The sequence below is a fragment of the Thalassospira sp. HF15 genome (genome assembly GCF_011806525.1).
In the GTDB taxonomy this organism is placed as follows: Bacteria; Pseudomonadota; Alphaproteobacteria; order Rhodospirillales; family Thalassospiraceae; genus Thalassospira.
This window is the reverse complement of the sequence record NZ_JAAVKI010000002.1, coordinates 289,378-302,762: the sequence shown is the minus strand read 5'-3', so window position 1 is coordinate 302,762 and position 13,385 is coordinate 289,378. Positions and strand designations below refer to the sequence as shown.

Genomic DNA, 13,385 nt, shown 5'->3' with positions numbered 1-13,385 from the left:
TATTGTTCCGGTGGATCGGAACACGAGAAGCAGGGTCGGATGGGCCGACCCAATGCTTACGCCGGACCCATTACTCATGACGCTGTCATGCAAGCCTCATGAGTAATGTGTTCGGAACTCGTGTACACTTTCGGGTCCGCCAGAGGTTTGTAAGAGGAAGAGAAAATAATGTTTAATGTCGTCCGTAAGGAAATGCAGTGGGGCAATGCCAAGCTGGTTCTCGAAACCGGTAAAATTGCCCGCCAGGCAGATGGTGCCGTCAAGGTCACCTACGGTGAAACCGTTGTCCTGTGTACTGCTGTTGGCGCCAAACAGCCGCGCCCGGATGTCGACTTTTTCCCGCTGACGGTTAACTACCAGGAAAAAGCATTTGCCGCTGGCAAAATCCCGGGTGGTTTCTTCAAGCGCGAAGGCCGTCCGTCTGAAAAAGAAACCCTTGTTTCACGTCTGATCGACCGTCCGATCCGCCCGCTGTTCCATCCGCAATACCGCAATGACACCCAGATCGTTTGTACCGTTCTGTCGCACGACATGGAAAACGATCCGGACGTGGTTGCGATGATTGGTACCTCGGCGGCGCTGACCATTTCCGGTCTGCCGTTCCTTGGCCCGATCGGTGCAGCGCGCGTTGGTTACAAAGATGGTGAATACCTGCTGAACCCGTCGACCGAAGCGGTCAAGGAAAGCGACCTTGATCTTGTTGTTGCCGGTACCCGCGACGGCGTGATGATGGTTGAATCCGAAGCTTCCGAACTCTCCGAAGACATCATGCTCGGTGCAGTTAAATTCGGTCACGACCAGTTCCAGGGCGTTCTCGACCTGATCATTGATCTGGCTGAAGAAGCTGCCAAAGAGCCGCGTGAAGTTGCCGGTCTTCCGGATGGCTATGATGCGCTGGTCGAAAAAATCGCTGGTCTTGGCACCGACGCGCTGACCGCTGCTTATGCACATGTTGTCAAGCAGGAGCGTTCGGCTGCTGTTTCGGCTGCGAAAGCTGAAATCGTTGAAAAACTTGGTGATGAAGTTCCCGATGAACTCAAAGGCAAGGTTTCCTCGATCATCAAGGATCTGGAAAAAGACATCGTTCGCGGTGCGATCCTGAAAACCGGCAAGCGTATTGATGGCCGTACCGGCGCTGACGTTCGTCCGATCATGGGCGAAGTCTCGGTTCTGCCGCGTTCGCACGGTTCCTCGATCTTTACCCGCGGTGAAACCCAGGCGCTGGCAGTTGTTACCCTTGGTACCGGCCAGGACGAGCAGATCGTCGATGCGCTTGACGGTGAATACCGTGAAAGCTTCATGCTGCATTACAACTTCCCGCCTTACTCGGTTGGTGAAGCTGGCCGCATGGGCTCGCCGGGACGTCGTGAAATCGGTCACGGTAAACTGGCATGGCGCGCTCTGCATCCGTTGATGCCGGGCAAGGATGCCTTCCCGTACACCACCCGTATTGTTTCGGAAGTGACCGAATCGAACGGTTCGTCCTCGATGGCAACCGTTTGCGCAAGCTCGCTTGCTATGATGGATGCCGGTGTTCCGCTGGCACGCCCGGTTGCGGGTATCGCCATGGGCCTGATCAAGGAAGCCGACGACTTTGCGGTTCTGTCTGACATCATGGGTGACGAAGATCACCTTGGTGACATGGACTTCAAGGTTGCTGGTACCGAAAACGGCATCACCTCGCTGCAGATGGACATCAAGATCACCTCGGTGACCGCAGACATCATGCAGATTGCCCTGAAACAGGCACGTGATGGCCGCCTGCATATCCTTGGCGAAATGTCCAAGGCGCTGCCGGAAGCACGTGGTGAAGTTTCGGGCAACGCACCGACCATCACCCAGTTCTCGATCCCGAAAGACAAAATTCGTGATGTCATCGGTTCGGGCGGCAAGGTCATTCGCGAAATCTGCGAAGAAACCGGTGCAAAAGTCGATATCGAAGATGATGGTTCGATCACCGTCGCACATACCGACGGTGCCAAAGGCAAGCAGGCTGTGGATTGGATCAAATCCATCGTTGCAGAACCTGAATTGAATCATATCTATGACGGTAAGGTCGTTAAGGCTGTCGATTTCGGCGCATTCGTAAACTTCTTCGGTGCGCGTGACGGTCTTGTTCACATTTCCGAACTGGCACCTGAGCGTGTCAAACAGGTTTCGGACATCGTGAAAGAAGGCGACCAGGTTAAGGTCAAGGTCATCGGTTTCGATGATCGCGGCAAAATCAAGCTGTCGATGAAACGTGTTGACCAGGAAACCGGTGCTGACCTCGAAGCAGGCGACGCCGAATAAGCAAACGGGATGCCGGACGACGATAAAAACGCGACGTCGTCCGGCACTCTGCGCGATACTTCGGTATCGCGGGCAAATGCCGAATGGGAGAGACGAATTTGAAAGCCCTTAAACCGCTCGTCATGTCGGGTAAAGAAGTCTTGCCAGTGATCGAAGGTGGCAAAGGCGTTGCTGTATCGACGGGTAAAAGTTCCGGCGCATGGGCTGCTGCCGGTGGTATCGGGACTTTTTCCGCTGTGAATGCTGATTCTTATGACGAGAACGGCAATCTTGTCCCGATTGAATATGCTGGAAAAACCCGCAGTGACCGTCACCAGGAACTGGTAGCCTATGGCATCCGGGGCGGGATCGCGCAGGCGCAAATTGCGCACGAAATGCGGGGTGGCGAAGGCCGGCTGCATATGAATGTTTTGTGGGAAATGGGCGGTGCCGAACCCATTCTCCATGGTGTTCTCGAAGGTGCCAAAGGTCTTATTCACGGGGTAACCTGTGGTGCTGGCATGCCTTACAAGATTGCGCAGATCTCAGCGCAGTATGGCGTCCACTATTATCCGATCGTGTCATCGGCGCGTGCATTTCGTGCCCTGTGGCTTCGGTCCTATAAAAAGATCCCGGAATGGCTGGGCGGCGTGGTCTATGAAGATCCATGGCGTGCCGGCGGTCATAATGGCCTGTCAAATTCCGAAGATCCGCTGGTACCAGAAGATCCGTTCCCGCGCGTGGCCGCCTTGCGTGAATTCATGAATTCCGTTGGCCTGAATGATGTTCCGATCATTATGGCCGGTGGTGTTTGGTTCTTGCGCGATTTCGAAGACTGGATCGACAATCCCGAAGTGGCCCCGGTGGCCTTCCAGTTTGGTACGCGACCGCTTCTGACCCAGGAAAGCGAGATTTCCGATGCGTGGAAATCCCGTCTGACCAACCTGCAGAACGGTGATGTTTCGCTGCACAAGTTCAGCCCGACTGGCTTCTATAGCTCGGCTGTGCGCAACGATTTCCTTGAAGACCTGCATCAGCGCTCTGACCGTCAGGTACGCTATTCGCGTACCGCCGAGGCGGATCTGCATGTCGGGATTCCGCTGGGCCGTCGCGGTCGTCCGATCTATGTGCGTGAAGATGATGCCGACAAGGTCCGTGGCTGGCTTGATGCCGGTTACACAGAAGGCATGCCGACCCCGGATGATACCATGGTGTTTGTCACCCCGGAAAGTGCACTGACCATCAAAAAAGATCAGATTGATTGCATGGGCTGCCTGTCGCAATGCCAGTTCTCCAACTGGGAACAGCATGAAGGCACCACCGGTAAACGTGCCGATCCGCGGTCCTTCTGTATTCAGAAGACGCTGCAGAACATCGCACATGGTGCAGATGTCGAACATGAGCTGATGTTTGCCGGTCACAATGCCTACAAGTTTGGTGAAGATCCGTTCTATGCCAACGGCAATATTCCGACAGTCAAGGAACTGGTCGACCGTATCATGACGGGCGACTGATCCTGATCTTATCGCAAATAAAAAAGGGCCGGTTTTTACCGGCCCTTTTTGTTTGTATTTAGCTTTATTGTACCGCGCGATTATAGTTGATCAAAATCAAAGAACAACGCGTTCGGGTTCTTTAGTCTGTTCCAAGAATTCAACAGGGCCATTGTGATTTTGGCCTGCTTACGACAAAGGGGCAAAACTATGGGACATACATCGCGTCCATATACCAACGCGCTTAACCGGCTCAAGGATGCCAATCTGCGGCCGACGCGCCAGCGTCTGGCACTGGCACGGTTGCTGTTTGATGATGGTCATCGCCATGTCACGGCAGAACAGCTGCATTCCGAAGCCATGAGCAACAATATCAAGGTATCGCTGGCAACGGTTTACAACACCCTGCACCAGTTCACTGATGCGCGCCTTCTCAATGAAATCGTGATTGATTCGGGTCGATCCTATTTCGATACCAACACCGAACCGCATTATCATTTCTATTGCGAAGAAGACGGCATGCTGTCCGACATTCCGGCAGGTGACGTCAAGATCGCCAACATTCCGAACATGCCAAGCGGCACGGAACTGGCATCGGTCGATCTGGTCTTCCGTCTGCGTCGCAATCAGGCGGCACAGAACGCAGCCTGATCATACTGGCCGGTTGCTGGCGTAACTTTGCGCAGGTGACAGGCAGATGAAATCTGACGTCTGATCAGTGCAATTGCCCCTGCTCTGCTTGACGACGGTGGATTTCACAACAAATAAAGGGCGGCAGAACCAAGTGGTTCTGCCGCCTTATTTTTTGCGACTTTTGCCCATACAAGCACGCTGTAGAGGGCGAACAATAACAAGGATCAGCGCACATGGCGCTCAAGGGAACACGTACCGAGGAAAATCTGCGCGCGGCCTTCGCCGCCGAGGCACAGACCAATCGTCGTTATCTTTACTTTGCCCAGCAGGCCGACATTGAAGGCCACACCGAGGCAGCTGAACTTTTTCGAACTGCGGCCGAAGCAGAAACCGGCCATGCGTTTGGCCATCTGGAATTTCTTGAAGCGGTCGGTGACCCGCTGACTGGCAGGGAACTGGGGACGACGCGTCTTAATCTGCAAGCTGCCATCGCGCACGAAAAGCAAGAGGCCGAAACGGCCTATCCCGAAATGGCCCGCATCGCCCGTGAAGAGGGACTTGAAGATGTTGCAGCGTGGTTTGAAAGCCTTGCGCGCGTCGAGGCCGCCCACGCAGAGCGGATCGGGCATCTTCTTGCCCGGATGGGCAGCGATACGGATCGTTCGTAACAGTCGTCTGATCGCCAAAACGTGAATTGTGATCGGGGTCAGAATTTCTGACTGTGAAGCGATCAAACCCCAAGAAGATGTCAGGAATACCGAAATGTATGTTGTCTCGCTGAGCTACAAGGTCCCGCTGGAGCAGGTTGATGCCCATATCGAAGGCCATATCGCATGGTTAAAGCAGGCCTACGCCAAGGGCATGTTCCTGGCATCCGGGCGCAAGATTCCGCGCGATGGCGGTGTTATCTTGGCCAAGGGGGATCGGGCTGCGCTTGAAGATGAACTGACCCGCGATCCGTTCCATCAGCATGATCTGGCCGATTACCACATCACCGAGTTTGATCCGGTGATGGTTGCAGATGGGCTTGAGGCACTTAAGGTCTAGGCGCGTATGTTGCTAGTTGCGCTCTGATCCTCAGCCTTCGATCAATTCCGGATTGGATGAATTGTCTTTAAGCGCCACACCAGAAAGGCCCATCTTGCGCGATTCGATCATCAGATAGGCGATCTTTTTCGCAGCCTTTTCTGGGGTTAGCCCTGCGGGCCGGATGTTTGATACGCAGTTACGATCCGCGTTTGACCGCCCGCGCTTTGGCCCCCACGTCAGATAGCAGCCCAGTGAGTCCGCACTCGACAATCCCGGGCGTTCGCCGATCAGCATGACGGTCAGTTTGGCACCCAATTCTGCACCGATTTCATCGCCCAGTCCGACGCGTGACTGGGTCGCCAACGTGATCGGCGCCACCGACCAGCTTTCGCCAAGGTGATCAAGGATCAGCTTCAGGGTCTTGGCCGCATGGTCGTGGGTGGCACGGGCCGACAGGCCATCGGCCAGAATGAAGGCAACGTCATAACACCCGGCATGCTTGCCAAGGGTGGTCACGGAGTCTGCGTCCAGCAACCGGCCAAGGTCGGGCCGTTGCAGATAGGTCGGGCGATCTGATGCGGCAGAATGGACATCAAGGATGGGTTGATCCACCCCATCAAGCCCGGCGCGCACGGTGCCGGGTTCAAAGGCCATATGGACCGAATCTCGTGCCCGGGCATGGGCCATCTGGAATTCCAGCAGCCGTTCAGTCGGCAATCCGTCACCCACCCGGCCAAGGCCGATACGGGCATCGGTATGCGCGCGCAGTGTGTTCCACGGATCAAGGCCGCTTGGGATTTTCTTGTTGGTCAGATTGCTCATCACGCCGCCCCCGACCAAGCCAGAAGGTTCTGGGCCGCCTGCCCGTCAAGCTGCGGGCGTGTGCGACCGTTCTGATCGAGGATTTCCATCTTGCGCAGCCATGCGGCAAATTCCGGTGCTGGTTGCAGACCCAGCACGGAGCGCAGATACATCGCATCATGGAAACTGGTACTTTGGTAATTGAGCATGATGTCATCGGCCCCGGGCACGCCGATGACAAAGTTGCACCTTGCAACACCCAGAAGGGTTAGCAGGTTGTCCATGTCATCCTGATCGGCCTCGGCATGGTTGGTGTAGCAAACATCACATCCCATCGGCACGCCAAGCAACTTGCCACAGAAATGGTCCTCCAGACCGGCCCGTGTGATCTGTTTGCCATCGAACAGATATTCCGGGCCGATAAAGCCGACCACCGTATTGACCAGAAGTGGCGAGTATTTGCGTGCCACCGCATAGGCGCGGGTCTCAACCGTTTGCTGATCAATGCCTTCGTGGGCATCGGCCGAAAGCGCCGCCCCCTGTCCGGTTTCGAAATACATGACATTGTTGCCGACCGTGCCGCGCTTAAGACCCTTGGCGGCGTCTTCGGCCTCGGCCAGCATCGCTTGGGTGATGCCAAAGCTTTCATTGGCCTTTTGCGTACCGGCAATCGATTGGAACACCAGATCAACCGGCGCATCGCGCGCCATCACATCAATCGCCGTCGTGACATGGGCAAGCACACATGACTGGGTCGGGATATCGATCCGTTCGCGGACCTCGTCGATCAGTTTAAGAAGCTCGATCATGGCTTCGGGGCTGTCGGTGGCCGGGTTGATGCCAATTACCGCATCCCCGCTGCCATGCATCAGCCCATCAAGGATCGATGCCGCCACACCGGCAGGATCATCGGTTGGATGGTTGGGTTGCAGGCGGACGGCAAGATGGCCGGGCAGGCCGATGGTATTGCGAAAGGCCGTGACCACGTGGCATTTCTTGGCAACCGCAATCAGGTCCTGATTGCGCATCAGTTTTGATACGGCGGCGACCATTTCCGGCGTCAGGCCGGGTGCCAGATGCTTAAGCGCCTCGGGCGTGGCGTCATCGGTCAGAAGCCAGTTGCGGAAATCACCGACGGTCATCGAGGAAACCGGTTCAAAGGCATCGGCATCATGATCATCGATGATCATGCGGGTGACGTCGTCATCCTCATAGGGAACCAGTGCCTCGCTCAGAAACCGCTTAAGCGGCACCTCAGCCAGTGCAAAGCGCGCAGCCACCCGTTCTTCATCGGAACTTGCTGCAAGCCCGGCCAGCAGATCACCAGCCCGCAGCGGGCTTGCCTTTGCCAACAGGGTTTTCAGGTCGGGAAAGGTAAAGCGTTCAAAACTGAATGGCGCGCCGTTCTGCAAGTTCTGCCTCCTGAAGCATGAAAGACATCGCCCAGGATTTTTGTCCCTGTCCATAAAGGAAAACAGCGCCAAACATGACGCTGTTGCGATGCATGATCATCATTTGCCCATGGAAGCAGAAAATGCCTCAAATGCAAAGTTTTTAATCACAAGTAAAGGCGCGCCTTTTCATTGTGCAGCCAGTGCGACCTCCGTCAGGGTCTTGCGGCCAATGGCCGTATTGTGCCGACTGTTGGTTTCATCGCTGGGGCCACTCAGGACGATATGCGGATGACCAAGTGAATTCAGTTCCACATGGCCATCGACCTGATAGACATCACGCAGTAGATCGCTGTCGATGACATCCGAACACGGGCCAAAAGCCACCATTCTGCCATCGCGAATGGCCATAGCCTGGTCGCAATATTGCAGGGCATGGTTCAGATCGTGAATGGCGATCAGAACGATGATGTTCTGCCCCTTGGCGATATCGCGCATAAAGGACAGGACTTCCATCTGGCGATGCAGATCAAGTGCCGAGGTCGGTTCGTCCATCAGAAGGATTTTGGGATCGCGCACCAGCGTCTGGGCAATCGCAACCAGTTGGCGTTGTCCGCCGCTGAGCTCGCCCAGATTACGACCGGCCAGTTCTGAAATCCGCAAGGCGGCCAGAATGTCGTCAATGCGCGCCAGTTCATCCCCACGCACGCGCAGGCTTGATCCCTGCTTGGCAGACAGAATGATCGACTCATAAACCGACAGAACCGCCGTCGAACCGGTATCCTGGGGCATATAGCAGATCGTGTTGCGTTCCTTGCGGTGCGACCCGAGGTCTACAACACCATCACCCTGCGCAAGTCCGGCAACCCGGCGAAACAGGCTTGATTTGCCAGCGGCGTTCGGGCCAATGACCGCGGTTACGGTGCCCGGCTGGATGGTCGGGGTGGTCACACCTGAAACCACCTGCACCTTGCCATAGCGGGTTCCGATATCTTCAAGACGCAGCGTTACCATGATTTCCTCCGACTTGCGAAGATCAGCGAGAAGAAGAAGGGCACACCGACAAGGGCGGTAATCACCCCAATCGGCAGGATCGCCCCCGGGATCAGCAGTTTCGACAATACCGAGGTTGCTGACAGGATAAGGGCACCACACAGGATTGATGCCGGCAGGAAGAAGCGTTGATCTTCACCGACCAGCATGCGGGCAATATGCGGCCCGACCAGCCCGATAAAGCCGATGGTGCCGACAAACGAGACCGGAATGGCGGCCAAAAGACTGACAATCAGCATGGTCCGCAAACGAAGGCCCTGTACATTGACCCCGAAACTTTCGGCCTTGGCATCGCCCAGACGCAGCGCGGTTAATGCCCAAGCCTGTCGGACAAACAGCGGAATGGCGATCACAACCGCAAGTGCGGTGACCGCAACCTTGGTCCAGGTTGCCTTAACAAGGCTTCCCATGGTCCAGAAAACGACCGCGGCCAGTGCCTGTTCACTTGCCAGATACTGCAGCAATGCAAGAAGCGCGTTGAAGGTAAAGACCAGTGCAATGCCCAGAAGCACGATGGTTTCAACCGTCACGCCGCGCATCCGGCTGAAGAAATGAATGATCAGGGCCGTGCCCATCGCCATGATGAAGGCATTAAGCGGAATGATGAAATCCACGAAAGCCGGCAGCAAGGCAACACCAAGCACCAGCGCCAGTGCCGCGCCAAACCCGGCCGCTGCCGAAATGCCTAGCGTAAACGGGCTGGCCAGCGGGTTGGCAAGGATGGTTTGCATCTGCGCACCAGCCGTCGACAGGGCCGCCCCCACGGTAAGCGCCATCAGTGCGACGGGCATGCGGATATCCCAGATCACCACGCGCAACTGATCGGTCGCCGACGAAGGATCAAGCAAGGTCGCAATCACATCTGACAACGGATAGTTCGCAGGTCCTGTGGCCAGATCGATGGCAAACGAAATGAACAATGCCCCGCTCATTGCGAGCAGGAGCAAAAAACGACGCAGGGAGCGTGCCTTGTAATGCACGCTCCCGGTCTCAATGCTGATCTGATTGGTCGTCATCAGTTCGTAACAGCGTCACTGCTTGAGATGAAATAGCCTGGCTTGTAATCAAGCGGCAGGAAGCGATCATGAAGCTCTTTGAAGGTTGCCTCCGGATCGATATCTGCAAATAGGTCCGGGTGGAACCATTTCGCCATCTGTTCGATCACGACAAACTGATACGGGCTGTTATAGAACTGGTGCCAGACCACATGAATGTTGCCGTTTTTGGTGGCGTTAATACCCGTGAAGGCAGGGCGATCCATGAGACCGTCGAGCTTGCGTTTGGCCTCGACCATATCAGCACCCGGTCCAACCGGTACCCAACCCATGCCAGGTGCATAGGCTTCCCAATCGCCACCGGTACCAACGAATTGGTCGGGGTTCGATGCAATCACCTGTTCAGGATTGATGGTGCCAAATGTGCCCGGAATGATTGATGCGGCAATGTTTACGCCGCCGGCCATCTCGACCATTTTGCCGAAGTTTTCATTACCAAACGACATGCAGCATTCCTCGGAATAGCCTGCTGCGCGCTCGATAAAGACCTTCGGTTGTTCCGGGTTCGCTTCGCTGAGGCGTTTTTCAACCTCATTGATATGGTCGGCACGGAACTTGATGAATTCCGCCGCGCGATCTTCCTTGTCCGTCAATTTTCCAAGGATTTTCATGCTTGTTTCGGTGTTTTTGATCGGCGCTTCGCGGAAGTCGATATAGACCAGCGGAATGCCAACAGCGGCGAGTTTTTCGTCAAATCCGCCTTCTTCGGTCGCACCCTTGGCTTCAAGGTTCATAATGACGACGTCCGGATTCAGCGAAATGGCCTGTTCGATGTTAAAGGTGCCGTCTTTAATACCGCCAAAGGTCGGAATATCGTCAATGCGCGGATACTTTGCGGCATAAAGGCCGTAACCCTGCGGATCAGCTTTTTTGAGATCATCTCGCCAGCCAACGACGCGTTTGAACGGATCTTCGCTGTCAAGCGTCGCCAGACCATAGACGAGGCGGCCTTCGCCCAGAATAACGTGTTCAACTGGCACTTCGACTGTGACTTCACGTCCCGTAACGTCGGTTATCGTGACAGAGTCTGCTGCCTGCGCGGTCCCTGCGACCAGCATTGTCAAAGCAGCAAATGCACCCAAAAATTTCATTCCCGTTCCCTCAGATTAGGATTGCCTGAGGAGCGATTTATCAGTTATTGAGAATGAAAATCAATATGTTTCGCAATGAAAATGCAAATCATTCGTTTTTGGAAGATGTGCAAATTCCGTTGTGATGTTAAAAAATCACCAGAAAACCGCCGTTTTGCCGAGAGAGCATCAAACCATGAATCAGGCCAGCAACTACAACCTGCGCGAAGAGATCAAGGAATACTGGTCGATGCGTGCTGCCACCTTTGATGAACAGCCCGGCCATGAAATCTTTTCAGAGACTGAACGCAGCGCGTGGCATGCGCTGTTTGAACGTCATTTTGGCAAGGGCAATGGGCGCAAGGCGCTTGATCTGGCAAGTGGCACCGGCGTGATCAGCCACCTGATGCATGATCTTGGATTTGACGTAACCGGCATGGACTGGTCCGAGGTCATGCTTGAAAAGGCGCGCGCCAAATCAAAGAAACGCGAATCCAACATCCGGTTTTTGTTAGGCGATGCCGAGCGTACCCTCGAGGACGATGACAGCTATGACGTGATCGTCACGCGCCATTTGGTCTGGACGCTGGTTGATCCGGCGGCTGCCTTTGCGGAATGGTTCCGGGTGCTCAAACCCGGTGGAAAGCTTCTGGTGGTCGATGGTGATTTCGTCTCCCCGACCTGGGCGACGAAATTCAACAAGGCGATGACAGGTTTCCTTGAAACCTTGGGTTTACGCAAACCGGTCGCGCCGGTTGCGCATATGCAGACCCACCATGACATTCTGGCGCGCGTGCATTTTTCAAACGGGGCACGGGCCGAAGACGTCAAAGCCATGCTGGCAAAAACCGGGTTTGATCCGATTGCGGTGGATTTCGATCTGAAACAGATTCACAGCGCTCAGAAAAAACATATCAGCTTCGCCAAGGGGCTCGAGCGCGGGGCACAGCACCGCTATGCCATCTGCGCGCAAAAAACGTTGCAAGCATAGACTGGTCACACCGATTGTGTTTTAGCGAACCGGTTCGGTCAGGACTTCGGTCTTGACCGAATTGGCCAAAAAACAAGCTTCATGGGCGCGATGATGCAGTTCATCCTCAAGCGACACGTCGGGTCCGTCGCCGCCATAGGTGACTTTGGGCCGCAGCGTCACTTTGGTGATCATGGTCTTGCCATCCACGGTTTTCATTTCTCCGATGGCGGCATCAGAATAATGATCAATCAGCAGGCCGGCGTCAGATGCGAAATGCAGGAAAAACAGCATGTGGCAGCTTGAAAGGGCGGCGACAAAAGCTTCTTCCGGATCGACATTTTCCTCAAGCGAATAGGGCAATGGCACAATATGCGGTGATGACGATGCCGCGACTTCGGCGCCGCCATCAAAACGCCAGACATGCCCGCGGCAATAGCGGCGATCGGTGAAAATTTCGGTTTCCTTGCGGGTCCAGATGACTTCTGCGCCAAAGCTGCTCATGGTGGGGCTTTCAGGTTTTCAGGGTTGATCAATCGGGATCAGTGTTCCGGCGGTGACGCCGATATGGTTGCCAAGAATGTCGCAGGCGGCTTTAACATCACCCGCAACCAGCGCATCCAGAATCTGGTTGTGTTCGCCGTAAAATGCAGTTCGGGGGATTGATCCCTTGGGTTGCAAGGCATAAGCCCGCTTGGCCTCGCCGCGCAGGCTTTCAATCATCGCCAGCAAACGTGCGTTGCCCGAAGCACCATACAGGATCGTGTGAAAATCGCGGTCGAGCTCGGCCAGAATCTCCGGGTCTTCTTCCTCAAAAAGGTCTTCGTTGATTCTGCGTGCCTTGCGCAAGGCACTTGGCGACAGGTTCGGCGCTGAAAGCTGCAATGCCGTGACTTCCAGCGAAATACGAATCTGACAAAGTTCGCGTACGTCATTGGCGCGAAGGCCAGTGACCGCAAGGCTCCTGTCCGGGCGCTTTTCAAGCAATCCAGATTCGCGCAGGCGTTCAAGGGCATGACGAATAGGCTGGCGGCTGACGCCAAACCTGGCTGCAAGCTCTTCCTGTTTAAGGACAGTGCCGGGTTGCAATACACCGGCCTCAATCTCGTCCCGAAGGGATTGGGTAATTATGTTTGGATCCATGGATCCAAACTACGTAAGAGCCCGATCCATGTCAAGCACAGTCAGGCTTGCGATCCTTCTTGCTGATGCGGTTTGGCAGGCATAAACTGCCAAGGTGACATAATACGCTGACAATTGCTGCAAAGGGGGCTTCCGATGCGCCCACGCCCAATCAGTTTTCAAGCAATTACCCGCCAAGACCGCCATCAGGTGATGGAGCTGGTGCAAAAAGCCATCAGCGCGGCCCACGGCTGGGTCGAAGACAGCCAATTCTATTCAAATAAAATGACCACCATCCGCTTTGTGATCAGTGCCGGAAAATGTTCCGAGTTTCGCCAGACATTGACGGAAAGTGGCTTAATGGTCGAAATGCCAAATGGGTTTGAACCAGCTGATAGCGATGACCCTGACGCCGAATTGGCTGGCACCATTCAGTTGACCTTCATCCATGACCAGCCCGATTTGCGGCAAACTATCCCTGCCGTGCCTGGCTAGCT

14 protein-coding genes are annotated in these 13,385 nt (G+C 55.2%); 7 read left to right on the top strand and 7 right to left on the bottom strand.

Features of this window, described 5'->3' with window-relative positions; all coding sequences use genetic code 11:
* The first annotated feature begins 168 nt into the window (after positions 1-168).
* From pnp to HED22_RS04870, 5 genes are all read left to right on the top strand, one after another.
* Positions 169-2,292, top strand: a complete 2,124-nt coding sequence (pnp, locus tag HED22_RS04890) for a polyribonucleotide nucleotidyltransferase (protein ID WP_167719731.1) — start codon at positions 169-171, stop codon at positions 2,290-2,292.
* Between the two features lie 98 nt (positions 2,293-2,390).
* A complete protein-coding gene (locus HED22_RS04885) occupies positions 2,391-3,785 on the top strand; it encodes a nitronate monooxygenase family protein (protein ID WP_167720387.1) in 1,395 nt (464 codons plus the stop codon).
* A 189-nt stretch (positions 3,786-3,974) separates the two neighbouring features.
* The gene (irrA, locus tag HED22_RS04880; RefSeq protein WP_167719729.1) at positions 3,975-4,415 is read left to right on the top strand and encodes an iron response transcriptional regulator IrrA; all 441 of its coding nucleotides are present in this window, start codon (positions 3,975-3,977) and stop codon (positions 4,413-4,415) included.
* A gap of 215 nt (positions 4,416-4,630) precedes the next feature.
* Positions 4,631-5,065 carry a rubrerythrin family protein gene (locus tag HED22_RS04875; protein WP_167719727.1) on the top strand — a complete coding sequence of 145 codons (435 nt, stop codon included), beginning with the start codon at positions 4,631-4,633 and terminating at the stop codon, positions 5,063-5,065.
* 94 nt (positions 5,066-5,159) lie between these two features.
* Positions 5,160-5,444: a YciI family protein gene (locus tag HED22_RS04870; RefSeq protein ID WP_167719725.1), complete on the top strand. Its 285-nt coding sequence runs from the start codon at positions 5,160-5,162 to the stop codon at positions 5,442-5,444.
* Between the two features lie 30 nt (positions 5,445-5,474).
* Here HED22_RS04870 and eutC read toward each other — a convergent pair whose 3' ends face one another.
* The 5 genes from eutC to HED22_RS04845 all read right to left on the bottom strand — a co-directional run bounded on the left by eutC (position 5,475) and on the right by HED22_RS04845 (position 10,817).
* Complete coding sequence (gene eutC / locus HED22_RS04865; protein ID WP_167719723.1) at positions 5,475-6,248, bottom strand: ethanolamine ammonia-lyase subunit EutC; 774 nt, start codon at positions 6,246-6,248, stop codon at positions 5,475-5,477.
* Positions 6,248-7,639, bottom strand: coding sequence for an ethanolamine ammonia-lyase subunit EutB (locus tag HED22_RS04860; RefSeq protein WP_167719721.1), 1,392 nt, complete (start codon positions 7,637-7,639; stop codon positions 6,248-6,250). The genes eutC and HED22_RS04860 overlap by 1 nt, the downstream gene beginning before the upstream one ends.
* Positions 7,640-7,807: 168 nt before the next feature.
* Positions 7,808-8,632, bottom strand: a complete 825-nt coding sequence (locus HED22_RS04855; RefSeq protein WP_167719719.1) for an ABC transporter ATP-binding protein — start codon at positions 8,630-8,632, stop codon at positions 7,808-7,810.
* A complete protein-coding gene (locus tag HED22_RS04850) occupies positions 8,626-9,687 on the bottom strand; it encodes an iron ABC transporter permease (RefSeq protein ID WP_167719717.1) in 1,062 nt (353 codons plus the stop codon). The genes HED22_RS04855 and HED22_RS04850 overlap by 7 nt, the downstream gene beginning before the upstream one ends.
* Positions 9,687-10,817, bottom strand: coding sequence for an ABC transporter substrate-binding protein (locus HED22_RS04845; RefSeq protein WP_167719715.1), 1,131 nt, complete (start codon positions 10,815-10,817; stop codon positions 9,687-9,689). The genes HED22_RS04850 and HED22_RS04845 overlap by 1 nt, the downstream gene beginning before the upstream one ends.
* A gap of 175 nt (positions 10,818-10,992) precedes the next feature.
* Between HED22_RS04845 and HED22_RS04840 the strand changes: the two genes are divergently transcribed.
* Positions 10,993-11,787 (top strand): class I SAM-dependent methyltransferase, encoded by a 795-nt coding sequence (locus tag HED22_RS04840; RefSeq protein WP_167719712.1) that lies wholly within the window; start codon positions 10,993-10,995, stop codon positions 11,785-11,787.
* A 21-nt stretch (positions 11,788-11,808) separates the two neighbouring features.
* Here the strand turns inward: HED22_RS04840 and HED22_RS04835 are convergent, their stop codons facing one another.
* Positions 11,809-12,270: an OsmC family protein gene (locus HED22_RS04835; RefSeq protein ID WP_167719710.1), complete on the bottom strand. Its 462-nt coding sequence runs from the start codon at positions 12,268-12,270 to the stop codon at positions 11,809-11,811.
* Between the two features lie 18 nt (positions 12,271-12,288).
* A complete protein-coding gene (locus HED22_RS04830; RefSeq protein ID WP_167719708.1) occupies positions 12,289-12,909 on the bottom strand; it encodes a GntR family transcriptional regulator in 621 nt (206 codons plus the stop codon).
* Between the two features lie 135 nt (positions 12,910-13,044).
* Here HED22_RS04830 and HED22_RS04825 point away from each other — a divergent pair, with 135 nt between their 5' ends.
* The gene (locus HED22_RS04825) at positions 13,045-13,383 is read left to right on the top strand and encodes a hypothetical protein (RefSeq protein ID WP_167719706.1); all 339 of its coding nucleotides are present in this window, start codon (positions 13,045-13,047) and stop codon (positions 13,381-13,383) included.
* Positions 13,384-13,385: the final 2 nt, after the last annotated feature.

Bases quoted from the DNA above. Each gene is read 5' to 3' on its own strand.
- HED22_RS04825 (WP_167719706.1), top strand. From the start codon at position 13,045: ATGCGCCCACGCCCAATCAGTTTTCAAGCAATTACCCGCCAAGACCGC.
- pnp (WP_167719731.1), top strand. From the start codon at position 169: ATGTTTAATGTCGTCCGTAAGGAAATGCAGTGGGGCAATGCCAAGCTG.
- HED22_RS04840 (WP_167719712.1), top strand. From the start codon at position 10,993: ATGAATCAGGCCAGCAACTACAACCTGCGCGAAGAGATCAAGGAATAC.
- HED22_RS04845 (WP_167719715.1), bottom strand. From the start codon at position 10,817: ATGAAATTTTTGGGTGCATTTGCTGCTTTGACAATGCTGGTCGCAGGG.
- eutC (WP_167719723.1), bottom strand. From the start codon at position 6,248: ATGAGCAATCTGACCAACAAGAAAATCCCAAGCGGCCTTGATCCGTGG.
- HED22_RS04835 (WP_167719710.1), bottom strand. From the start codon at position 12,270: ATGAGCAGCTTTGGCGCAGAAGTCATCTGGACCCGCAAGGAAACCGAA.
- HED22_RS04875 (WP_167719727.1), top strand. From the start codon at position 4,631: ATGGCGCTCAAGGGAACACGTACCGAGGAAAATCTGCGCGCGGCCTTC.
- irrA (WP_167719729.1), top strand. From the start codon at position 3,975: ATGGGACATACATCGCGTCCATATACCAACGCGCTTAACCGGCTCAAG.
- HED22_RS04855 (WP_167719719.1), bottom strand. From the start codon at position 8,632: ATGGTAACGCTGCGTCTTGAAGATATCGGAACCCGCTATGGCAAGGTG.
- HED22_RS04870 (WP_167719725.1), top strand. From the start codon at position 5,160: ATGTATGTTGTCTCGCTGAGCTACAAGGTCCCGCTGGAGCAGGTTGAT.
- HED22_RS04850 (WP_167719717.1), bottom strand. From the start codon at position 9,687: ATGACGACCAATCAGATCAGCATTGAGACCGGGAGCGTGCATTACAAG.
- HED22_RS04830 (WP_167719708.1), bottom strand. From the start codon at position 12,909: ATGGATCCAAACATAATTACCCAATCCCTTCGGGACGAGATTGAGGCC.